The sequence below is a fragment of the Paenibacillus woosongensis genome, from assembly GCF_030122845.1.
Taxonomy (GTDB): Bacteria; Bacillota; Bacilli; order Paenibacillales; family Paenibacillaceae; genus Fontibacillus; species Fontibacillus woosongensis_A.
Map to the genome: position 1 here is coordinate 3,787,624 of NZ_CP126084.1, position 23,543 is coordinate 3,811,166.

At 40.8% G+C, this 23,543-nt stretch carries 15 protein-coding genes and 3 pseudogenes; 5 read left to right on the top strand and 13 right to left on the bottom strand.

The annotated features are described in order from the left end of the window. Nucleotides 1–47 precede the first annotated feature (47 nt). A pseudogene (locus QNH46_RS17440) lies at nt 48–1,106 on the bottom strand (recombinase family protein); the annotation flags it as partial. Nucleotides 1,107–1,363: 257 nt separating this feature from the next. Next, nucleotides 1,364–2,116 (bottom strand): hypothetical protein, encoded by a 753-nt coding sequence (locus QNH46_RS17445; protein WP_283925393.1) that lies wholly within the window; start codon nt 2,114–2,116, stop codon nt 1,364–1,366. A gap of 280 nt (nt 2,117–2,396) precedes the next feature. On the opposite strand from QNH46_RS17445, the gene QNH46_RS17450 reads away from it, so the two are divergent. Next, nucleotides 2,397–3,905, top strand: a complete 1,509-nt coding sequence (locus QNH46_RS17450) for a tyrosine-type recombinase/integrase (protein WP_283925394.1) — start codon at nt 2,397–2,399, stop codon at nt 3,903–3,905. 408 nt (nt 3,906–4,313) lie between these two features. On the opposite strand, the gene QNH46_RS17455 is transcribed toward QNH46_RS17450, so the two are convergent. Both QNH46_RS17455 and QNH46_RS17460 read right to left on the bottom strand, forming a co-directional pair. Further along, on the bottom strand, nt 4,314–6,143 hold the full coding sequence (locus QNH46_RS17455) for a type I restriction-modification system subunit M (protein WP_283925395.1): 1,830 nt from the start codon (nt 6,141–6,143) through the stop codon (nt 4,314–4,316). 261 nt (nt 6,144–6,404) lie between these two features. Further along, on the bottom strand, nt 6,405–7,526 hold the full coding sequence (locus QNH46_RS17460) for a Fic family protein (RefSeq protein WP_283925396.1): 1,122 nt from the start codon (nt 7,524–7,526) through the stop codon (nt 6,405–6,407). Between the two features lie 176 nt (nt 7,527–7,702). On the opposite strand from QNH46_RS17460, the gene QNH46_RS17465 reads away from it, so the two are divergent. The 3 genes and pseudogenes from QNH46_RS17465 (at nt 7,703) to QNH46_RS17475 (ending at nt 12,740) form a co-directional block, all read left to right on the top strand. Then, the gene (locus tag QNH46_RS17465; RefSeq protein ID WP_283925397.1) at nt 7,703–9,352 is read left to right on the top strand and encodes an ATP-binding protein; all 1,650 of its coding nucleotides are present in this window, start codon (nt 7,703–7,705) and stop codon (nt 9,350–9,352) included. Further along, nucleotides 9,349–11,211, top strand: coding sequence for an ATP-dependent nuclease (locus tag QNH46_RS17470; protein ID WP_283925398.1), 1,863 nt, complete (start codon nt 9,349–9,351; stop codon nt 11,209–11,211). The genes QNH46_RS17465 and QNH46_RS17470 overlap by 4 nt, the downstream gene beginning before the upstream one ends. Before the next feature lie 293 nt (nt 11,212–11,504). Next, a pseudogene (locus QNH46_RS17475) lies at nt 11,505–12,740 on the top strand (IS91 family transposase). Nucleotides 12,741–13,541: 801 nt separating this feature from the next. Here QNH46_RS17475 and QNH46_RS17480 read toward each other — a convergent pair. Together QNH46_RS17480 and QNH46_RS17485 are read right to left on the bottom strand one after the other, a co-directional pair. Next, nucleotides 13,542–13,967 carry a hypothetical protein gene (locus QNH46_RS17480; protein WP_283925400.1) on the bottom strand — a complete coding sequence of 142 codons (426 nt, stop codon included), beginning with the start codon at nt 13,965–13,967 and terminating at the stop codon, nt 13,542–13,544. Further along, nucleotides 13,967–14,173, bottom strand: coding sequence for a phosphopantetheine-binding protein (locus tag QNH46_RS17485; protein WP_283925401.1), 207 nt, complete (start codon nt 14,171–14,173; stop codon nt 13,967–13,969). The genes QNH46_RS17480 and QNH46_RS17485 overlap by 1 nt, the downstream gene beginning before the upstream one ends. A gap of 119 nt (nt 14,174–14,292) precedes the next feature. Here QNH46_RS17485 and QNH46_RS17490 point away from each other — a divergent pair, with 119 nt between their 5' ends. Continuing rightward, nucleotides 14,293–14,460, top strand: coding sequence for a hypothetical protein (locus tag QNH46_RS17490; protein WP_283925402.1), 168 nt, complete (start codon nt 14,293–14,295; stop codon nt 14,458–14,460). A 110-nt stretch (nt 14,461–14,570) separates the two neighbouring features. On the opposite strand, the pseudogene sigK reads toward QNH46_RS17490, so the two are convergent. The 7 genes and pseudogenes from sigK to QNH46_RS17530 all read right to left on the bottom strand — a co-directional run. After that, a pseudogene (sigK, locus tag QNH46_RS17495) lies at nt 14,571–15,071 on the bottom strand (RNA polymerase sporulation sigma factor SigK); the annotation flags it as partial. A 442-nt stretch (nt 15,072–15,513) separates the two neighbouring features. Beyond that, entirely contained in the window at nt 15,514–16,857 is a 1,344-nt protein-coding gene (locus QNH46_RS17500) for a NosD domain-containing protein (protein WP_283925403.1), read from the bottom strand. 411 nt (nt 16,858–17,268) lie between these two features. Next, nucleotides 17,269–18,141, bottom strand: coding sequence for a fructokinase ScrK (gene scrK / locus QNH46_RS17505; protein ID WP_283925404.1), 873 nt, complete (start codon nt 18,139–18,141; stop codon nt 17,269–17,271). Between the two features lie 786 nt (nt 18,142–18,927). After that, nucleotides 18,928–20,367 (bottom strand): glycoside hydrolase family 32 protein, encoded by a 1,440-nt coding sequence (locus tag QNH46_RS17515; RefSeq protein WP_283925405.1) that lies wholly within the window; start codon nt 20,365–20,367, stop codon nt 18,928–18,930. Nucleotides 20,368–20,391: 24 nt separating this feature from the next. Next, nucleotides 20,392–21,246, bottom strand: a complete 855-nt coding sequence (locus tag QNH46_RS17520) for a carbohydrate ABC transporter permease (RefSeq protein WP_283925406.1) — start codon at nt 21,244–21,246, stop codon at nt 20,392–20,394. Nucleotides 21,247–21,259: 13 nt separating this feature from the next. Further along, nucleotides 21,260–22,180, bottom strand: coding sequence for a carbohydrate ABC transporter permease (locus tag QNH46_RS17525; RefSeq protein ID WP_230202504.1), 921 nt, complete (start codon nt 22,178–22,180; stop codon nt 21,260–21,262). Nucleotides 22,181–22,234: 54 nt separating this feature from the next. Continuing rightward, entirely contained in the window at nt 22,235–23,515 is a 1,281-nt protein-coding gene (locus QNH46_RS17530) for an ABC transporter substrate-binding protein (RefSeq protein WP_283925407.1), read from the bottom strand. Nucleotides 23,516–23,543 lie beyond the last annotated feature (28 nt).

Here is a 23,543-nt window from a genome sequence, read left to right on the forward strand (position 1 = left end):
ACGTAATTGTCAAGCATATCGGCTCGCAATGTTTGGGTTGGGCACTTTTCGACTCCTTCACCATACTTTTTGGGAAATTTGTTAGGGCAACGATAGCAAGTGTAATGGGTCTTTTCTCCCGTTTCTTTACGGATTCGCCCGGTATAAGTAGTTGCCTGCCACATTCTGCCGCAATGCCCGCAACGGATCATTGATTTTAATAAGTAATCATATTTTACGTTTCCCGATTTCTTCATGTTTTTCTCTTTCCGTGTCTGTGCCAGTGCAAAAACCCGCGAGTCGATTATAGGAGGAACCTCAACTAGAAGCCAGTCATTTTCATCGCGGAACTTATAAGTTTTTTTCGGCGTCCCATTCTTCGTTTTTTCTCCACGAATTTTGCGCGTTTCTCGTCGATTGTAATAAAACTTTCCAATATACACTTCTGAAGTTAAGACGCGCCGAATAGAACTGGCACTCCAGTTTCGGCTTTCGCCTCGTTTCGGTACGGCTCCAAGCGAATAAAGACGTTCTCCAATCTCCCTAAGGGTATAGTGATCGTACACATACCAATGATATATTTTTCGCACAAATTCAGCTTCCTCTTCATTGATCACTAACGAATGATCGCTAAGATCATATCCGTATGGAGCTACCCTCATCGGCATAATCCTTTTCTCTTTCTCAACCGCTTTGAGTCGGCCGCGGACAGTCCGTTTCTTAATTAAGGACAGCTCATATTGAGCAATCGAACTCATAAGATTGAAAAATAACTGTCCCTCCGGAGTATTTCGGTACTCTGTATCCACGAAGATAATTTCAACATCGCTTCTCTCTAATTCGCGGCAGAAGATTAATTTATCAGTCAAATCCCTAGTCAAACGGTCAGGATGTGTAACGATTAAACGTCTGATGATTCCTTGCGCGACACCCTGTCTTAATTCATTCATTGCTGGACGGTCAATATCCTCGCCCGTAAATCCCTCTTCACGATATACTTTTAGCATGCCTTCTGAAAGCCCCATATCTCTCGCTTTTCGAACACAAATTTCAATTTGCGCATCAAGACTGGTGCCTTCTGATGCTTGCATGCCCGTTGAAACCCTAGAGTAGATCGCGGTGTACATGAAACAGACTCCCTTCAAACGCTGTTTATACAACCAAGTATTTACATTTAATGAAACAAAAAAACCGGCTTATTCAGTCGGTTTGAGTATCAATCGTTTTAAGATATAGTCAATTACTGCGCTTTTGGCTTCTTTAGCGAATAAGGTGCTTGATGGGGTTGGAACAGTCGAAGACTGGGGCACGTATACAATTTTGATGTTCGACATTCGCTCCATACTCCTCACCTCAATACACCTTATTCTGCTTGACGATTGTCCTAACACAACCGATTGATATTTCCAACAAACTTGTATTCATTTTCAATCAATTGGTTAAAGTCTGTTTCTTGCTTAACTCCTACAAAAGTGTAATACCGGTATCCCGCAATGACAGACCGATTTACAAATTCATGCCATAAGAACGATGTGGATTTTAATACAGTCATAAGTTCATCATGAACAGCCAGATCATGATTATAGAAATCCATAATCACTGCTTTCTCGCGTGTTTCTATTCGGAAATAACAGTCCATTTGATTGCATCGAAGGATATATCCACCGATATCTCTGAGTTTGCCAGTAGAAGAGGTGAGTAAAGGAACCAAATCCTCCATATTGGACACGACTTCCCCTGCAAATTCAAAATTCTTATAGTCCCACTGATACCTGATTTCTCCCTTATAAACCCAGTCAAAAGTAACGCGATGAATAATCCCAAACTTCGCTAGCAATTCATTACTAAATCTTCTGGTTTTTGACTGATTATACAAATCGGCAATTGTTGAAGACGATTTGGAAAATTCGCCTAACAACAATCTCCTTAACTCAGCTGTTTTCAAACTTATAGCTTGAGTCAAGGCCCTTCTACGATTTGGTAATGAAAGTTTCCTTAACAAAAGCCCAAATTTTTCAGGATGGGTGGAAGCCAGATTTCTGACCTCAGACCAGTCCTTATCGAGCTTAGAAACAAAGTATTTCTCATTTATTTCATCATTGATGAATTTATCAAAAAGGATTTGAGTTTGCTTCAAATCCAGCTTTGCTCTCCATCATCATAAATTAGGTCGTATCGCTCCATCATCGAAACTCCATAAATGGAACAGATTCAGTTTCTCATCGACCGTAAGGAACCGTATAGGTTCTACATCCAACAAGATTTTGCTCCATTTGTGGAGCAAACAGGACGGTGTGAACAGTAAATGATATTTTACTAATAAAGTGCAGACCATCGGCTCCACCTCCTTTAAACTATCACAAAAACTTGAGCTAAGAATGGTCTAGACAAACTGAATCTGAAAGGAGCAGCTGATGATGGACGAAAATACGATAACTTCGAAACAATACATCTATGGCTTATTCCAGTCGGAACATTGGAAGCATTTAGCGAAAAGTATTTCGGAGAATGCTTCTTATACGAAATCTATTTCGCAAGAATGTTTAAATATCAAAAATAATGACCACCATGATATCAAGAATATAAGTATGAAGAAGGTGCTATCCGTCTTGAATAGCATGTACTCTATCAAACTGCCTGAGTCTCCTCTTTTTCATCGAGTAGGTTCGCGCGGTCTGAATGATTGGATTTGGTCGACTCAAATTCAAGGACATATAACTTCGTCAACAATTCTTGAATATCTGGAAATGAAAAAGTCCTGCAAACCTACAACTTATTTGGCATTAACGCAATTTTCACTGAAACTGGTCCAGTTTTTCAAAACCAAATTGAATCTCAAAACCCAAGACGTTCATGATGAACATCTTACGAATAAGGCCATACTTATCGAATTTGTTAATACCTATCCCCCGAATCGCATTGAAAAAAATCTTCTTTCTGTCATTTATAAACAATTGCTGCCTCATGAAATTGAAATTGAAGAGTTAAAAACACGTTCATCAAAGCATAGGGCTCTGCCAATCAATCATCCGGCGATTCAGGCTCATATGGAAAACTTACTTCGTTCGGGTGTGAAGATTCATTCCATAAATGTCAAGTATAAGTTGAGTTATTCTAAGTTTCTGAATTGGCTCCATAAAAACTATGTGGACTTCCAACATACACAACCTGATAGCATCCCATTATCCCGAGTAACCGAGACTCACTTGCTGGAATTTAAAAGTTATTTACTGAAACTTGCGTCAAGTGGTAAATGTAGCAAACAAACTGCTAGCAACCATTTATACGATATTCGTTATCTGTTTTCTAACTTATATAAAATGGGTTGGTTAACCAAGGATATTACCCTAAATGTAACCGGTATCCGATACGATCCATATCATTACCGTAACCTACCTACAGACACTGATTTGCAGCACTTCTTCGAGGCGATCGAACAATTCTCTGACCAACCTGAAGTAGATCGAGTCGCTTTTGGGTTAATGGTATGGTTAGGCTTAAGAATCCATGAAGTTGGTTATCTCCGTCGCAAGGATATCAATATTGACAACCGTACTATATCCATCTTTGGAAAAAATGAAAAATGCGTCTTACTTCCCATTCCGGAACCATTATTACAATGGTTGACGGAGCTACTCGAAACTCGTCCGAATCAAAACTTCATAATCAGTGAAAATCGCAAGTCATTCACCTTGGAACTGCGAGATCGCTATAAGCTCTATGCTTTCGTTTCAGATTGGAAATTTACAGGAGGTCCCCATTTACTTCTGCACACGTTTATCAGCAGATTGTCAGAACGTCAAGATTGTCCGCCGCAAATGCTGATGTATTTGGCCAGACATGATAGACCAGAAAATACCGTTCGTTATATTCACCGAAGTAACGCTCAGTTGCAACGTGCAATTAATCGAATTGATTACTTATAGGAGGAAAGTTCATGCCGAGGATTATTGAAGATACACAATTACAGGAACTGAACAATCGGATGAAGGAACTTTTAAGCAGCTACGGTGCAGATAAGTTAACTTTGTCAATACAATCGTTACCTCTTCAATTTCATCCATCTCAGAAGACAACCAATAACGAATGCGATCCATTACTTGCAGAGGCAGTAGATTCATTTTTCGTCAGTGGAAAATTTCTTGAATTAAGCAGAACTTCACAAACAACATACCAATCCGAAATGAAGCTGTTCCTGCAATATGTACAGCAACATTTGGGCAATAATACGCCTTTTATATCCATTACGAACGGCGAAATTTTGTCCGATTACATTAACCAGTATTCGGATCAGAATACAAAGGCCAAGAAGTGTGCCTTTCTTCGGACTTTCATCAAGAAACACCAACATACGCTCCGGGAGTCAGAGAGTAATTTTTCTCTTCAATGTCTAAAAGCGAAGCTCGCTTACACAGACCAAGCACATCCTGATAAACCCCGTCACCAAATTTGTCCGTCAACCACTTTGCTTCCTTGATAATCGTACGGCATTCTTTGATTTCGGCAACCGTGGATTCAAAAGTAGCGGATACCGTCTTTTTAAACTGTGCCCAAGTTGAGACTGTATCCATGATACCTTTCGCAAAATCTTTTGCTTCCGCTTTTTCCAATCCATCACCATAAGAGAGCAGGGCCTTTGACTGCTCATTCAAAGTAGATACATAATTCTTGAGCAAGTCATTAAAGCTATACAGATCCTGTACTGAATGTGCCTTGTTTACTGCAGATTTAATTTCTTTTATTAATGCCTTGAGCGGATCAACGAATCGCTCCAACAGTAAAAGGTCATTTTCCATCATCGTCAACAATGCAGAAAACCGTTCTTGGATTTCTTGTTTATATTCAGCAAGCAGATTTTTATATTTCTCCGTTTCACCGCGGTAGAGCCATACGATTGCAGTCAGGTTTTTAAGTTGCCATCGGCTCCATTCATTTAATGTCCGATCTACCACAGTAAAGTAATTCCGGGCATCAATAAACAATACCTTGTCGCGAACGTCGTCTTTCTTTGATTTGTCAAAGAACCATAAGGTACAAGGCAACGATTTGGTATAAAAGAAGTTATTGCCAACAGAAATCATGACATCGACATCGCCCGTTTCCAGCAATTGTTTGCGGATTTCTTTGTCTTTACCGCCGCTATCCGTAGCAGATGCAGCCATTACAAAACCTGCTCTGCCTGTTTTATTAAGATAAGCATAAAAATAAGAAATCCACAGATAGTTGGCATTGGAGACTTCCTTTTTATCATTCGCCCCTGGAAGCCCAAACGGTAAACGGCCGGCGTTCAAGGTACTCTCAGCTTTCACTTTATCTACATTAAACGGCGGGTTTGCCATGACATAGTCACATTTGCCTTCGAGATTATGAGCGTCGTTATAAAAGGTGTTGGCTTCGTCACCGGATTTGATTTTTCCGTTTAGTCCATGAACTGCCATATTCATGAGACACAATTTTGCGTTGTATTCTACCTTTTCTTGCCCATAGAAGGTCATGGCACTATTAGCGCTAGTACCACTAGCATTAACAAAATCCCCAGTTTGGACAAACATGCCCCCGCTGCCGCAAGCCGGGTCAAGCAGGATGCCGCGCTTCGGTTCAATAACATTGACAATCATCTGTACGAGTGATTTGGGTGTAAAGAATACCCCATCATCTGAGGCTACTGCGGGAGAAAATTTACTTAGAAAATATTCATAAATGCGGCCGATAATGTCGCCGCCTACTTCGTCCAGTGTCTTGTTATTAAAAATCCGAAGCAGCTCCCGTAAAAGATCGTTATGGAAAGAGGTATAAGTTTTCGGAAGTACGCCAATAAGTTGGGAGCTCTGCTCTTCAATAAGTTCCATGGCTTCATTTACTGCTTTGCCTAAATCCGCATCATCAGGCAGATTAAGAAGGTAGTCATATCTTGCTTTTTCCGGCAAATACAATGCATTTTTTGTTTTAAAGTCGTTAGGCTCAACAGGAAGAACACGTCCTCCGCGAACAGGGCGATCTTTCAAGATTTCTGTTTCCACTGCCTTAAAACGGCTGTATGCATAACGCAGGAATATGATCCCGAGTACTGGCATGCAATACTCGTTAGATGTCAGCTTAGAACCTTGACGCAATAGGTCTGCGGATTCCCACAATTCAGATTCAAGTTTTCTAATGTTAATCATCGTTATTCTCCTAAGAAGTCCTTTTTTGCAAATTTGATTTAGAGTGTATTTCTGATGGAAATTCCATTGAAATTCTTACAGGAATATAGACCAACATGATCGCAGTTATTTATATCATAAAATAAGTCTCAAGAACTATATTTCGACAAAACACCGTTGATTCCTGCCATTTTGTGCGCACGAATCATGCGTCCCCTGAATATATATTATAATCGTTTATTTTGAAGATATATTGTCAGCGAATATATGTTCCAACGGTAATTACTTAATAAAATGCGGAAATTGTTCCGGTGCCTTGCGAATTTCCTGTGCTAATTGCTCATAATCTCCAGTCAGTTTTACAGATCGAACTCTTTTCGCCTCTTGATCACGAGGTTCGATGAAACCTTCTTCCCGCCAGCGATTAACTTTCTCCCTAATGGATCGGTCGGATAATCGCAACAGATCCCGCAACTCGCTTGTCGTTATGGTATTTTGTTTAAAAGTGAGTTGGGCAAATACCATTCTCTGCTGCGGGTCTAGTTTACGAATCAGCTCCGGTTCAACCTTCATTATTTGGGCAGATTTTTCCCCTACAATAGCGGCAGCTTCCTGGAATACTTCTGCCAAACCTTCAATAAAAAACTCAAGCCATGGAGTCAAATCCGCCTCATTTCGGCCGAAGTAATAATTGTGATGAAGCCCTAATTGGAGCCTACGATAGTACTCCGCCAAATTTCGATCGTAGAAGTTTTCAAGCACAAACAAACCCTTTAATCCAAATCCGCTGCGGCGAAGAAGATAAGTGGCTAACATGCGGGCGGTACGGCCATTCCCATCCATATAAGGATGAATCGTCAGAAATTGCCACATAAAAATACCTGATTTGATCGGGACAGGTATTGCGTAGGTCTCCGGAGAGTTGACCCAAGCCACCAGGTCCTCCATCAAAGAAGGAACATCCTTCCACTCTGGAGGCAGATAGAATCCGGAAGCATTCCGGTTGCCAACCTGATTCTGCACTTCTCGATATTCACTAATGCGGGGTTTCCGGCCGTGCGAAATGCGAATGATGGCATGCAGTTTTTTAATGAACTCTTCTGTGATTGGGAGTTGTCGTTTTTCTGCTTCATCAAGGTATTCCAATGCCTTCATTAAATTGTAAACTTCCTGTTCCTCATCCTCATTGCTGTCTTTATAAAGGAACTTTCGTTTTTCTGCTTCATCGAGTGTATTTCCTTCGATCTTCGTTGAAAGAATGACTGTCTTTTCCATCGATTCTTTCTTAAGCAAATCAAGAATCGATGCAGGTAATGGGAGCAAGTCAACAACAGTACAAGCCCGTTGTATGTCCATGAGTTTACAGGCCATATGATCTGTAATGGAATATTTAGGTTTGAACATCAAATCACCATCCTCATCAATATTATAACATTGCCGCTATTTTGCCGCAAACAAATTGATTACGTGATTAATTATCTAACAATCTCTATTCTATTGTGGAGGATTTTCCATTTTCCTGTCGAATAGTCGAATATAAGAGAAATGGTTCGTGATGACTACTTTGGGGGGATATGTATATGGAATTGAGAAAAACCTCGCTTTTATTCGGAAAGATTATCTCTGTGGATGGCAGTAAAATAACTATAAAAGCGGAAACGCTAAAAAATAAAGATGGCAAAGATACACTTCATGCAGAGGTTGGAGCATTTATTAACTGCGGAGGATACCATGGAGATACAATCTGCACAATTACTAGAGTGCTAATCCAAGAAATTGAACGTAAAGGCTCTGTAGAAGAAAATAAACTCGTAGAGGCAGCAATTGTTGGCAGTGTTGATGTCGAAGGTAAATTTACAAGAGGTGTTAGCAAATTACCTACTATAAACTGCGAATCTTACTTTCTATCTGGAGAACAAGTTAACCAATTTCTAGGTATAAATGTAGATTCTTCAGGAGACAAGCAAGATGGAGAGAGTAAAAAATTTTTTAAAGTCGGGAAGCGTTCCATGCAAGGTGCTGGCGATGCTTATTTAAACTTGGATAAACTGCTGGGAAGACATGTTGCCATCGTTGGAACAACTGGAAGTGGTAAAAGTAGCACCGTTGCCAGAATTGCCCAGTCAATCTTAGAAAATTACCCTCTGCCTAGACTTATTTTCTTTGATATTCATAATGAGTATAAAAATGCATTTTCTGAGCAATGGGCAAACAAATCAAATTGTATAGCATGGGAAAATTTTTCACTACCCTATTGGTTTTTAGATTTAGACGAGTTCATTTCTATATATTATCCCGAAGCCGGCGGAACTCAAAAAATGTATTTAAAAGAAATTATTGAAGGCTTGAAAAAAGAAAGCTATAACGGATCAGATCAAGAGAAAGTTTCTGTCGACAGTCCTATCTTTTTTGACATAGAAGCACTTATTGAAAAGATTAAGGAGAAAAGGGACAAAGAAACTGCAGATTCAAAGAAGGATCCATTTAATAAAATGATATTAAAGATTCAAAGCATTCATAATGATTCTCGCTTTTCATTCTTAAAGCGTGAGGCCGAAAATAAGATAAGCCTTGCTTCATATTTCACAGAATTATTAGGTTTAAATGATAAAAGTCAACGATTTATTACTGTCCTTGATTTAAGTGGTCTTCCTGCTGAAGTAAGAACTATTTGTGTTGGTGTTTTAGCACGATTATGTTTTGACTACAGATATTGGGATATGGATCCTGAAAATTTGCCTTTATGTTTAATCCTTGAAGAAGCTCATACATACATACCTGAAGATACATCTTCTAAATATTCTCTTTGCTTAGAAAGAGTAGAAAAAATCGCTAAAGAAGGCCGAAAATATGGAATAAGCCTTATCGTTGTTACTCAACGTCCATCGAATATTTCATCAACAGTCTTGTCACAATGCGGGACATTTATCACCTTAAGATTAACAAATGATCTTGATCAAAATAAAATCAAACGACTATTACCTGATTTATTAGGTGATCAAGCTGATATACTTTCTAGTCTCAGGGATGGAGAAGCTTTAATCACTGGAGATGCCATGACATTGCCAGGAAAAGTTCGGTTTGATCCTCCCTCACCTAAACCAAAGAGCAATGATGTTAGATATCATAAGTCATGGGTCGATGGACCACCTCCTGGATATAGTGTTGAAGATATTACTCGATGGTGGACAATCAGAGAACGAAATGAACAGAAAGTGGAGCATTCATGAAAATCAAAAGTATTCAACTAAAGGGTTGGAGATCATATTCTAATACTGAAGGTATAGAATTGAAAAATTTTAAAAAGATTAATATTATCATAGGCCAAAATAATTCCGGAAAATCAAATCTATTTAAGTATTTGTTTCGAATCAGGGAAATGATAAATAATGCCAAGCCACAACATGAAAGAAAAGATGAGCTAGGAGCGTATGACCTATTAAACTGTTTGCCAACATCAATAGCCATCCAAGATACTTGGGCTGAAAATGGAGCAGACATTCATTGCAACATTCAATTAGACCAAATTAAAGAATTGGAACAAGGAATAGAAGCAACTTTACATCTAATAAAGAATATTAATTTGAGTTCCCATCATAAAATTGATGATCAAAAAACTTGCTTTTCTATTGAATATGAAAATGAAAAGTATCTCATTGAGAAATTCATACAAACCAATCCTAAAATCTTAAATCCAAATACAGGAGAATACGTTAATCCAGTAGAAGGTATAGGTTACCCTAAAGAGACTGTTATATATTGGAAAATGTTTGCAGATAGCTTAGTTTTTGTTGACCCTATAAGACATTATTCACGAGGTAGTTCTGAACCCAGTGAAAGTGACTTCGACGGGAGTAATATAGTTCAAGAAATTATAACTTTACACAATGAAGAGAATGCTAAGTGGAGACAATTCCAAAAGCAACTAGAAGACTGGCTAAAAATAATATTGCTTGAACCTCAGTTTCACCTCGACCCCACTAACGAAAAGCTGAGATTTTTTTTGAAGCGAGGTGATAAAGAAGTAGCAGCATTTCTTGAAAACTTGGGTACCGGTGTATCCCAACTTATAATGTTACTCTCATTTTTATATTTAAATCGTTCAAGAATATTAAATGTATTTATTGAAGAACCTGAAAGTAACTTACACCCAGAAGCCGTTGTTCAACTAATGAAAATTTTAGAAGAGAATTTTGAAAACCACCGTTTTTTTGTTTCAACTCATTCATCAGTATTAATTGATCAATTAAATGAAAATTGGAGCATACATAGGGTTATTCGTAAAGAAGAAAAACCATCTACTATTCTTCCATGTACTGAAGTAGTAGATTATTATAAGGTGTTAGATGAACTTGGTATACGTCCCTCGCAACTTTTACAAAGTAATATAGTTATCTGGGTTGAAGGGCCAAGTGACCGTATTTATTTAAAGAAGTGGATTACAGACAACAATCCGTATCTGTTAGAAGGGAAACACTTTAGTTTTCTTATGTACGGTGGTGCAAATATTGCTAGTTATGATCTAATAGACGATAAAGATTACATTAATATACTTAAGACTAGCAGATACTCAGTAATTGTTTGCGATTCTGATAAAAAGAAGGAAGATGATCCAGTTAAAGAAAGAGTTAAAAAATTAATTGAACGTTTAAACGCGGAAAATTCATTAAAACACTATGTCTACATATGGATTACATCTGGGAGAGAAATCGAAAACTATATTCCTGGTGAATTGTTTGAACAAGTCCTTTTCGATCAATTTAGAAGAGAATTTATTTATGTCAAAGATGAAACAGCAAAGCGCGATAAGATTGCATTATCTTTTACATTGGATGCCTCATCACTAGGATTATATGATTCATTCGACGTATTCTATGCGAATAAGTATCATCTTATTGATGGTAGACCATTAGAACATTCGAAAATTATTGATATATCTAATGACCTATCTAAGAAAAAAGTACAGATTGCAACATCTATAGTAGAAAAATGGGAAACTAAACATTATGATAATGGAACTGACCTTAAGGAAAAGCTTGCGGATATAATTGAACATATAAAAAGGGCTAATTATTTCGGCGATCATTAGAATTATATAACCTAAAAGATTATATATTGAGTATCCTTTATAACCGCTTGTCTAAAACCCATTACTATGTTTAGTATAGTCTTTTAACAACACTTCTGAGACAATCATGATTTCTTGAAATGAAGACTAAGTCAATTATCTTTAAGATAATTTAAAATCGCATATGATGTTTTAGGCCTGAGGTTTTTTTGTAATAATATTCGTTTTTTTTAACATATCAGAATTTATAACTTTCCAGGGTGAAGTTCATGCTTCATCCTTATTCGTAATATCTGGTAATTTGAACATATGGAATGGAATCCAACATCCTCAAACGCATTTTTTTCGATGAACACGGCCATTGGGACAAGTTTATCCAGAAGATTAAAGACAGGATCCGAGCGAATGTCCTGAAAAAGGTTGCTAAATTCCGTTATTGCGGGAATCCAAAGCTGGTGTGCGAAGGGTGCCACGACCTGCGGCTTGTTCCGTATCGATCAAAGGGAGATTCTGCACGACCTGTTCCTGCGGTGAGATGGAGGAGTGGAGCAGGTTATTGGAGGAAGAAGTGTTTCAGGTTAACCATCGTCATGTCATTATGACGATCGATGAAGGACTCTGGGATATCTTGAAAAAGCACCGTAACCTGCTCAAGGAGTTCATGGACGAAGCAGTCAGAATCGTTAAGGAATATTTCGAAAAGAAGCATAAAGTTACCCCGGTTATCATTGCGGGGTTGCATACGTTTGGTTCGAGAATGAACTTTAACCCGCTTGTGCATATGCTGGGGATGAAGAAATCGGGTAAGTGGAAAAGCTACGACTTTGTGCCGTTTGAGATGCTGCGCAAGCAGTGGCAGACGGTTATACTTAAATTGATTCGACGAAACTTAAATGAACGAGATAAGAAACTGGTACAAGCCAGATTACAACAGGCCTACTCCAATAACGGAGAAGGCTTCTATGTGTATGCGCCGAAACAAAAAGGGAATATGAAAGCACAAATGGGATACATTGGCCGTTACATGAGGAGGCCAGCGATTGCCGCAAACCGGATCGTGGAGTATGACGGAGAATACGTTGGATTTAGATACCAAGACATAGCAGATGGGCAGGAGAAGGCGGAACGGATACCAGTGGAAGAATTCATTGCACGACTGATTCGGCATATCCCGGATGAGAACTTTAAGACGATTCGGTACTATGGCGTATATTCCAGTCGAATCAAGGCACTGAGCAAAAAAACTTGTGAGCGCATGGCAGCAAGAGGCACATAAATGGATTGTCCGTGCAAAACGAGTACTTAGCCGCAGAACATGGAGTGAACGTCTTAAAGAAAGGACAGGGCATGATCCGATGACCTGTCCAAAGTGTCAATGTTATTATGATTACAAGGGAGAAATCTGCCTGGAGGATGGGCAACTGAAGGTAAAAGTGGCACTGTGTTCAATAAGCAGAGCCGTATTGGAGAGGATGGTCAGGGATGTCACCAGTGTCGAAAAACAGAAAGAAGAAACCAGGAAAAAAAGATGCCAGGAAATGTGCCTTTAAGCAAATTCCTCTAAGATAAGGTGCACATAAACTACATTTGCCTGCAATGTGACGAGCAAGAGAAAATACCTTATGATACCGTGAGAAGCTTTGACATTATGGATGGAGGCGAACCATTGGTTCCGCCTCAATTTTCATGTGAAGTATGCGGAGGACCCATGTACCCGGAATATTACAAGGGTGTACATGGCTATGAGTATCGAATTGAAGATGTCCGAGGGAAAAATGTACAACAGTAACAACGAGCTCAAAAAAGGACCGTCAGGGAACGATCTTATCCCTGACGGATTTTCTTACCTTGGTAAATTTCTGGTCTGCTTGTAGCGTCAACAATTTTCATTTGTCTTTTTATCATTAGGATAACCTAATTGTTGAAGTTCCGAAATCACCGCTTGAGCATACTGCTTGATCATCATCCGTCTCGAAGAATTTTTCATCAATATCCCCTGCCAGAACATTTCTTTATAATTCGATAATCAACTTCACATAATTGACACTAACCAATATGAAACAAGTCATCCAGAGACAAGGGGCCAGATTCAGATTTTTTTTGGTATTCTGAATAGATTAACAAACCTAATATATACCAAAAGGATTGATTTTTACTTTGCTTTGCATAATATTCATCTTCGTCAATATGGAACGAAGTTCATTAGCCTTTTTTTGATCCATCTTTTTGGGCAAGGACATGGTTTACACAACATCCTTCCGAATTTAAGGTTTGCAAAATATCTCAGTATTCCGACGTACTAAGGGCTTTGCCGGATTGAATTTCCAGTCTGCTCTGTTCAATCATGAATTTCAGCTCCAGATTCGCTTCAACATCGGCCTGAATGGATCGCTGCTCTTCGATATCATTTCGAAGCAATTCTTCTTGTCATGCCGAAAAAAAAAGTTTATTACAATTATTTTTGGAAGGAGCCAATCGATACTTCGCTTGAAAAAAGCGATCAAATCCGCTCCCGTCTCCATCCGGCTGAGCAGATCTGCCGTAATGATTTTGAGATGAAGCAGCTCATTGTAATGGTGTGTATGCATGGGCTGATAGTAGTTAACAAGGATGTGTTCATTTAGATGATTAAAAGACTCAGGGTCCGCGCTCCATTGAATATAATGGCTGTGAAGCCAGGGGAGAAAGTACGGCTCCGGCATGACGGATAATGGATACGCATGGTGCAAATAGCTGTACAGCGCAGGCTGCATATGAACAGGGAGCTGTTTATGCATTATTGTATTCCCCCTCCACCAACAGCAACCGCCAGCTTCTCCTCAATATACGCCGCCATCTTACGGATCGTATTGCATTCCTGGAGATCGAAATGGTCGATGTCAAAATGCCTCTGCAGTTCTACCTCAAGCTTGAGCGCAAGTAACGAATGCCCGCCAATCTCAACAAAATCGTCATCGATACCGATATTGACGTTTTCAAGCACCTCCGACCATACGGTGGCCAGCTTCTGCTCCAGCTCCGTTTGCGGTTCAGCGTATTCCGTCCCAGTATAATTACTACATTTTCAGCGCCACAGGCACCCTGGATATTGCCTATCCGAACTTGAAACCTCAGATCGACGCGATGAAGCAGTTCACCGATGTCTTTGTTTATTCATCGGATACGAAGAAAGGGAATCTCTACTTTATCGCTGCTGATGGCGGTACGCATGCTTGGAACTGGGTGAACCAGTATATTTACGACATATTGCCGGACCTCTTTCGCAACTAAAGAACCGGTATCATCCGATGTATACGTTCGTTCCACAGGTTTTCTCGACAGCAAATTACAGTGTAGGTCAACAGAAAGGCCGAGCGGCTCACAGAGCCCTCGGCCATTCCTCACTTCTTCTTATAAAACTCATGATACAACTTCATCAGCGCCCTTTTCTCAATCCGCGACACATAGCTCCGGCTAATGCCCAGCTCCTTGGCGATTTCACGCTGCGTCCGCTCCTCGCCTCCATGCTCGAGACCAAAGCGACCCTTAATGACCTCCTGCTCCCTGGCCTCGAGAATATCGAGGTTTTGATAGATTTTGCTCTTTTCCATTTTTAGTTGAACCCGGTCGACCACATCGTCGGCTTCCGTTCCCAATATATCTATGAGCGTAATCTCATTGCCCTCTTTGTCCGTTCCAATCGGATCGTGCAGTGACACATCTTTACGCGTCTTTTTCAGTGACCGAAGATGCATCAGTATCTCGTTCTCGATACAGCGGGCCGCAAATGTCGCCAGCTTCGTCCCTTTGTTCGGCCGGAAGCTCTCGATCGCTTTAATCAGCCCGATCGTCCCGATCGGGATCAGATCCTCCAGATCCTCGCTGGTATTATCGATTTTTTGAGGTTATGGACACGAAACGATGTTAATTTCTAAAGAAAAGTAACGGACTTTTAAATTGTTTGTCAGTTAAAGAGCTTTAGCCATTATACAAAGGGTATATACAGGTAGTTAAATTAAAGAATTTCTTAACAAGTGAATCAGGGTTTACTCTGGCTTGTTTCGAATATATTGAAGGGTTTTATAATCCTAGATGACCTCATTCTGCCATTGTTATGCTTTCTCTAAGCTTAAAATAAAACATTTTCTGGAACTCCCCTAAGAAAACCCCTTTTTTCTGTGTACTTTATTGTCATTTATCCAAATATGGGAAAAATAAAAAAAGAGGTACTTCCATCGCTGGAAGCGCCCCAAAAAATTAAATGACAAACGAAATAATTTAAGTGTCCGACTTGCAATTGAAACTATTGAACAAAAATTACCACAAAATAGTTGAGTATATTATTTATGCTCCTGGCGTTGGTGTGGCTCTGAATGCATTTACAGTCTTGTCCATAACAACCTGTGCATCGCTTCCCGAATCAAGAATCGTATTTTGAAGCGATTCTTTTTCTACCAATACTGTTGTTACGGTAAGCGGCTCTGATGCTTCGGTAGTCAACAAAGCGTCTACTTGCGCAGAGAAACAAGAATCACTTACCTTGGCATGAACCTCAGTGGCAACAACATGATTATTAGAAATATAATTTCCATTACCCGAAACAATACGTATGATTACAGGTGTGGCACCTACCGGCTTGATGTTCTGAGTATTAATTCCTTCAGAAAAGTGATTAGCTATTATAGAATTATTATTACCACTGATATAGAGGAGACCATACAAATCATCTAAACCATTGTCTATTCCCAGAAAAGGGGTCCAAGGTTCATGGTCACGTAAAAAGTGATTTGAAGAAACCAAGTTTTCCGAACAATTTTCCCTGAATACCACCATTCCTGGATAAAATGAATGAAGTCTATTATTTGTGATACTGGAACGTGTCACACCATCAAAATAGATACTGCTCGCACCTCGTGGAAAAACATTATTCGCTGTAATCAAAAGTCCACCAAAATTTTGAGCGTAAATTGAATATCCTTTAAAACCAGCTCCTATCAAGTTATCGGTTATTTTTGAAGCCTGTCCCCAACCTCGTAGTTCTATACAGTTACCACACTCAGCAATGAAATTATCGTGTATAGTCAGTGCATCAGCATGATAGATCGTAATTCCATGCTCTAAATACACAAAGCCCATGCCTGTAATCCGAAATGAGTCACAAGCGCTCGCAACATAAATACCCGTTTTCCCATTCATGTATGTGTTTTCCGGATTTATTTCTCCTGAACCATCTTCAATAAAATGCAAACCATCAATACAAAAATCAGAAAACTCTACCGAACTTATTCGGGGATTTCCACTTCGTTCAACATAAAATGCAGCTCCTTTATATTCCTCATCATTTACTTCTAGGGGAATATCTACGAGTATGCGACTTCCTCCCGGCCATAATTCATGTAAATCCGGCCATTCATTCTCAGGAGTATTAAAACGAATACTCGAAGATGTAAACCCGTGTCCAGAACCCATAATTTTAAGATAACTGATGTCTATAACTACTTGACTGACAAGATGATAATCTCCCGGTGGAATATAGATAACCGCACCCGGCTTTCCGCCTTTATTCACATCAGTGTCCGTTTGCCTACTTTTAATATCTGCTATAATGCTATTAATTACCTCACCAATATCCTCATACGGATTACCGACAGGCCACTCTGTTACGTCGTAATAATTTTTACTAGCCATAGATAAATTCTCCTATCAATTAATTGTGTTTGTTCATAAACTACTTATTCCTGATATAGCTGGAAGTAAAGCCTAAGAACTCGTACTTTTCCTACAGCTTTTCCGATTATTTTCGCTCAGAAGGATCATTACTTGACAAGAAAAATCAGTTTTTTCCGAAAGACGTTCAGATTCTTAATAAGACTTTATGAACTCGCTCAATTCTTATTATCTTTCATTTAAGACGAAAAGCGCTGTCTACTTGTCGACAACATTAGTATATTCCGAATGCACGTCGGAGTTTAGGGGAGGATTACCAACCTTTAATCCGCAGCAGGAGCTTCCCCTGCCAATTTAGACATAGAGTTAGTCTTGAAATCAAAGACTAACAAAGCTAACCAGCTTCTGCGGGCTCCCCCCATCACAAGCATTCTACACTTCCCACACCCGATCCCTCGCTAAGGCAAAGCAGCCGACCGTCCCTGCATTATTTGCTAACGCCGGCGTCACGATATATTGGGCGAGATCGGGCGTTCGGACATAATTGTTCAGCAAATCCTTGAATATCACGCGCACGCGCTGAACCATGTGTTCTTGCTGCATAACGCCCCCACCGAAAATAATCCGCTCCGGGGAAAGCTGGAGCGTTGCGGTGTACGCACATTGCGCAATGTAATACGCTTCGATCTCCCAGTACAGGTGATCTACTGGCAGTTCTTGGCCCTTCACACCGAATCGCTTCTCGATCGCCGGCCCCGCCGCCAACCCTTCCAGACAATTCTGATGATAGGGACAAGCCCCTTCAAAGAGATCGTCGGGGTGCTGACGAACGAAGATATGTCCCATCTCAGGGTGACTGAATCCTTCGATGAATTGTCCCTGCCGGATGGCCCCGCCGCCGACGCCCGTTCCGATCGTATAGTAGACGATACTGGACAAGCCTTGGCCGTGCCCTTTCACATATTCCCCATAGGCTGCTGCATTGACATCGGTTGTCCAAGCGATTGGCACATGCATTGCCTCGGTCATCGTCCCTACAAAGTCAAAGTCCTTCCAGGCCAGCTTCGGTGTCGAGGTAATATAGCCGTACGTTGGCGAAGCCGGATGAATATCAATTGGACCGAATGAGCCGATTCCAATCGCCTGCAATTCCTCTGCATATTGTTGAAAAAAATCAATCACGAGCGCTAGCGTCTCACTTGGCGTCGTTGTAGGAAAGCTGACTCTCTTGATAATCTCCAGTTCTGGCGTGCCTACGCTGCAGACGAATTTCGTCCCGCCCGCTTCAATCGAGCCCAGTAGCATTTCTCTTCCTCCCATCATTGTTCTTCCGTCAGATGAACATCCAACTCATAGATCATTTAATCGATTTCCTTCTTGTCCATTAACTCCACCAAGAGCGCGACGGCTTTCTTGGCCAGCTCCTCATTAGGCTGGATGACGCTTGGAAAAGAAGGATAGGTCATCTAACGACACATAGGTCCCATCATATCCGACTCATCTCAATGCTTGAGTAACCCGAATGCATCGCTTCAAAGCTTGTCTAAGCATCGCAATGATGACCAGATTTACCGAGAAGATTCCATCAATATCTGGATACTGCGTCAGTATTTCATCAGCCACCTCAATATGGCTACATAAATCAAATTGATTCCAAGCGAGCTCGTACGTAGCACACGGAATATGATGGCTGTTTATTTCGAATTCAAAGGTGCGATAACGCTTGTTGCAGTATCTTAATCTAACCTTTTTCTTTTTCACTTGAATTCGCCGTATTTCACGAAATTATTTTCAAGTTCCTGGAATTCAGTTATTCTCTATAAATGCCATGATCGTCGAGAAAAAAGGATGTTTCACATCCGGAATCACGAGGCCGATCAAATAAGTCTTATTTTTGAATAAATTACGTGCGACTTGATTAGGTATATAATTCAATTCATCAATAGCTTGTTGGATCGTCGCTCCTGTCTTTGCGGAAATATATCCTTGTTATTCAAATACCCGGATACCATTTTGATGGAAACCCCCGCTTTCTTTGCCACATCACTAATATTCGCCAAGATCGAGCACCCTTTCTCATCTTGCAACCAACTAATTACGTATTTCACTAAGGTTTAATCTAATTATTGTATTTGGAGAATCGCTCGTCACCGTAATTATTCGCTTGCCCTTTTTCATGAAGTTATTTACAGAGAACATTTTTCCTGATTCCACTCCAAAAATCTCCAAGCTGCAGCTATCGGAATACAAAAGAAGCGGTTCATTGTCAGCAGCCACCATCGATTTCCCTGTTTTTCCAAACGGATTGTTAACATTGAAGTATTCTACACGCGTTCGAGAGCAAACAATCTGATCGGCGACTCCCTGCTCATTTCTGATGGTCAACGTTAAAGTACCCTGAAGATCCGTTCGATCTAATTCGAGCATAAAACTCTCCGACATTTCTGCGGTTAACAGACGCTCTTCTTTCCAGACAAAAATCTCTTGAAACAGATACTGATTCTTCATATATTGCGAGATTTCTTGGATAGGTCTGAAACTTAATTGAGAACCCTTCAAAGTCACTTCTCTTGACAAGCTCATCGCCCCGCACCACTGATCCATCTCTGACGTCGGGCCAAAATCTTTCCACCATGGCATCCAATCCCATCCATTCTGCCAAGCCATCATAATCCTTCGACCTTGATGGTCTAAAATCGATTGCGGCGCGTAAAAATCAAACCCATAATCAATCACTTCTTCGGATTCAATCCTAAACTTCCCCGTCGCATCATCGATGGTTCCAATCAAATATAGCGTTGTCGTCTCGCCGAGGCCCATTGGTGAAAAAAGAAGGACCGCCTTCTCTCCGATCCTAAAGAAATCCGGACATTCCCACATGGTCCCATAATTGCCTTGATAATCAACGAATGGGCCCGAGAGTTCCCAATCCACTAGATTATCCGACGTGTAATACAAGGCGTTTCCTCTCCCCGAAATACTCGTACCGACAATCATATGATACCGGCCATTATGCTCCCATACCTTCGGATCACGAAAATTCTCAGGCGTAACACCCGGATAATCCGCTTCGATAATCGGATTTCCCGCATACTTCGTAAACTTCACCCCATCTTCACTGATCGCAAGACATTGGGTCTGAATCACTTTTTCCCCTTGGAGGATCGTTCCGGTGTAGAAGATATATAATCGACCGTCTTTCTCAATCGCTGTTCCTGAGAAACAACCGCCTTTTTCATGATCGTCATAAGCTTCGCTCGGCGCCAATGCCACAGGGAGGTGCTCCCAGTGAATCAAATCTTTACTTTTGGCATGACCCCAGTACATTGCACCCCAATAAGGCTTGTACGGATGAAATTGATAGAATAAATGATACTCGCCTCGATACTGAATGAATCCATTCGGGTCATTCAACCAACCAACAGGTGTGCAGAAATGATAATTTTGGCGATATTGACTTTGACTGATTTTATCTCGATACTGGTTCAAATAGATATTCGCTTCTGCAATTCTTTGCTCATGCAAATCCATGCTGATCCCTCCGACATCGTTGTATTATTCCTTCACGGACCCGGCCATCATGCCAGATACCAGATATTTCTGTAAGAAGAACGAGATGACGATCACCGGAAAACTAAATAAAGTTGCTGCCGCAGTCATCGGTCCCAGATCCAAGTTGTATGCCGTCAAAAACTCCGACAACGCAACGGGCACGGTCTTTGCTGAGCTGCTCGTCAGTAGAAGTGCTAGCAAGAAATCGTTCCACGCCAACAAAAAGGTGAAGATCCCCGTCGAAATGATCCCTGGAATGGTGATCGGCAGAATGACTTTTCGAAAGCTCACAATCGGGGAAGCCCCGTCAATCGAAGCAGCCTCATCCATATCGATTGGAATGGCTTTAAAAAAGCTAATCATCATCCACAGTACAAATGGCATATTAACAGCTGCATACACCACGACTAGAGCAGGCAAATAATCATATAAACCGAATTTTTGGATCAATGCGTAAATTGGAACCGCGATACTAGACATCGGAATCATCTTGAGGCACAGGACAAGCACCAAGAAAAATCCGCTTAATTTCGATGCTGCTGTTCTGGAAATAGCATACGAAGCCATAGATCCTAAGATAAGACAAATAAGAGTACCCACTGTTGCTGCTACAATACTGTTGAGAAAGAATTTACCCATCCCCGCATATTGCGATAATTGAATATAATTCTCGATCGAGAAAGCCTTTGGAAAAAAAGTTGGCGACGTGGAAATCACTTCATTGGACGGCTTAAGTGAGGACAGCAACATATATAGGTACGGAAATATAAAGAGGACTAAGAACAATGCAGCTACTCCATACATGATAAAGATCCAAACATTGTCTTTTCTATTTCGCCCGAGTTGTTCTGCAAACAATGGAATCGCCTCCCTATTCTTTTACTTTTCGCATGGATAGCAATGTAATTCCTACCAATAGCACAATGAAGATCACGGCCATTGCACTCGCATACCCTACATCACCGTACCGTTGAAGCATCTTGTAAATATGCACGCTCAAGAGCTCAGATGAATTGATAGGTCCCCCTTGTGTCATGACCCAAATAATATCGAAGGACCGCGCAGCATCAATAATCCGCACGACCAGAGCGCTCATAAGAATCGGTTTAATATTCGGTATTATAATCTTGAAAATCATTTGCGAACGACTTGCACCTTCGATTTCCGCCGCTTCGTATAGACTGTCCGGAACACCTTGAATCCCCGCTAGAAACATCAACATCATAAAGGGTGTTGTTAGCCAGACATCCGCAATTATACATGACAGGAGTGAAATTTTAGGGTCGGCCAGCCAGAGTATGCTGTTAGTGGATTCAATCAGCCCCAGCTTCACCAATAACGTATTAATAATGCCGAACTGGTTGCTCAGCATGAATTTCCAGATCAAACCGGCCACGAGCGGTGCAATCATTAATGGCGACAAAATCAAGGTGCGCAAGAAGCGGAACCCACGATATTTATGCGTAAAAACAACTGCCAAGGTCAAGCCAATGACTGTCTCAAAACCTACTGCCAACAACACATAAATGACCGTATTCTTAAACGACTTCCAAAACGAAGCAGATTCTACGGCACGGAGGTAATTATCGCCCCACGCAAAAGTGCGTGTCCCAACATCATTGGTAACAAAGAAACTGTCGAACACGAGCATGAATAACGGATATAACAAGAACAGGAACATAAAAATAGCTGCTGGCAAGAAAAACAACATCAATGTTTTTCGATCAATGGTCGAAGACACTCGTTTCTGAGATTTTTTTTTTGGAAGAGACTCTTCTGTTATCGTGATCATGTGTATCGTTAGACTCCTTGCTTAGGTGGCACGTTCGAACGCACCACCTTTTTTCTATCTGCCTAGAATTTCTTCGATTTGCTTTTTAGCCAATGTTAATTCCGTGGTTGGATCGCTGCCGGACAGAACCTTTTGCAGCATCGGCGAGAGAACTTCATTCTCAATTTGGCTCCATTGCTCAATCTGAGGTCTGTTCTGCGTCTGTGCTCCGTCAAGGGTCGCTTCAATCGCCTTCACATGCGCATATTGCGGAATATCAATATACTTTTCAAAGACTGACTTTCGAGCTGCTACCCCTAACGATTCCATATACAGTTCATTTTGATCATACATGAATTTGAGATATTGCTCCGCAATGTCTTTCTTCTGGGAATCCTTCAAGATTACTTGATACCAGGGCCCTGGCACCGCGCCAATACCCTTCTCTCCCGCAATCATCGGTGCAGCACCGATCTGCCCTGGCAACACTTTATCTGAGGAGAGGTAAAAATGTCCCCACGCAAGCTGCATCGCCAATTTACCGTTATTAAACAGCTCTGCAGTTTCGCTACTTGCAATCGACAGATAATCCTCAGGGACAACTTTATCTTTGACTAGATTCTGCAGGAAGGTGAGCGATTGGACATATGGCTCTTCAGTAATATTCACTTCACCATTACGATCCAGCACCAAGGAATCAACGCCCGCTTGAGTAACATGGTCGAGCCAACTGCTGACAGCATCGCCGCCTGTCTGACCGAAGACGGACGTGCCATACATTCCAGTGTTCGTGAAGAATTTTGCAACATCCTCATACTCTTTCCAACTCGTTGGAACCTTCAATGCATAGCCGAATTCCTTCTCGAAGTTCGCTTGGTTATTCGGGTCCTTAAACAAACCTTTATGGTAGAGCAAAATTTTAGAATTGCTCCAAGTCGGAATCCCTAACAATTCCCCATTTATCGTAGCGCTTTCACTTAACTGAGGTAAGAAATCATTCATCTGTTCTTCCGCCAGCACATTCCCTAACGGTTCCAGTCCCTTCGCTAACGAAGGAAACCATAATACATCAATAATCGCTACATCGTGAGTCGATTTTTTCGCATCAATTTCAGCCTTCAACTTATCGTATACCCCGCTATAAGGAACAGAATCGATCTTAATTTTATAGCCTGTCTGTTCCTCAAACTTCGCTGCGGTTCTATTCGCCACTTCAAAAGCAGGACCACCGCCTTCAACTAATAGCGTTAACGTCTTGTCATTAGAGCTACCTGCAGAGTTACTTCCACATCCGACTAACACAACCAAGAAACAAAGAAACAGTACGGCACTCATCATTACACGTGTTGTTTTCATACTTTTCTCCTCTCAACTTATCTTGAAC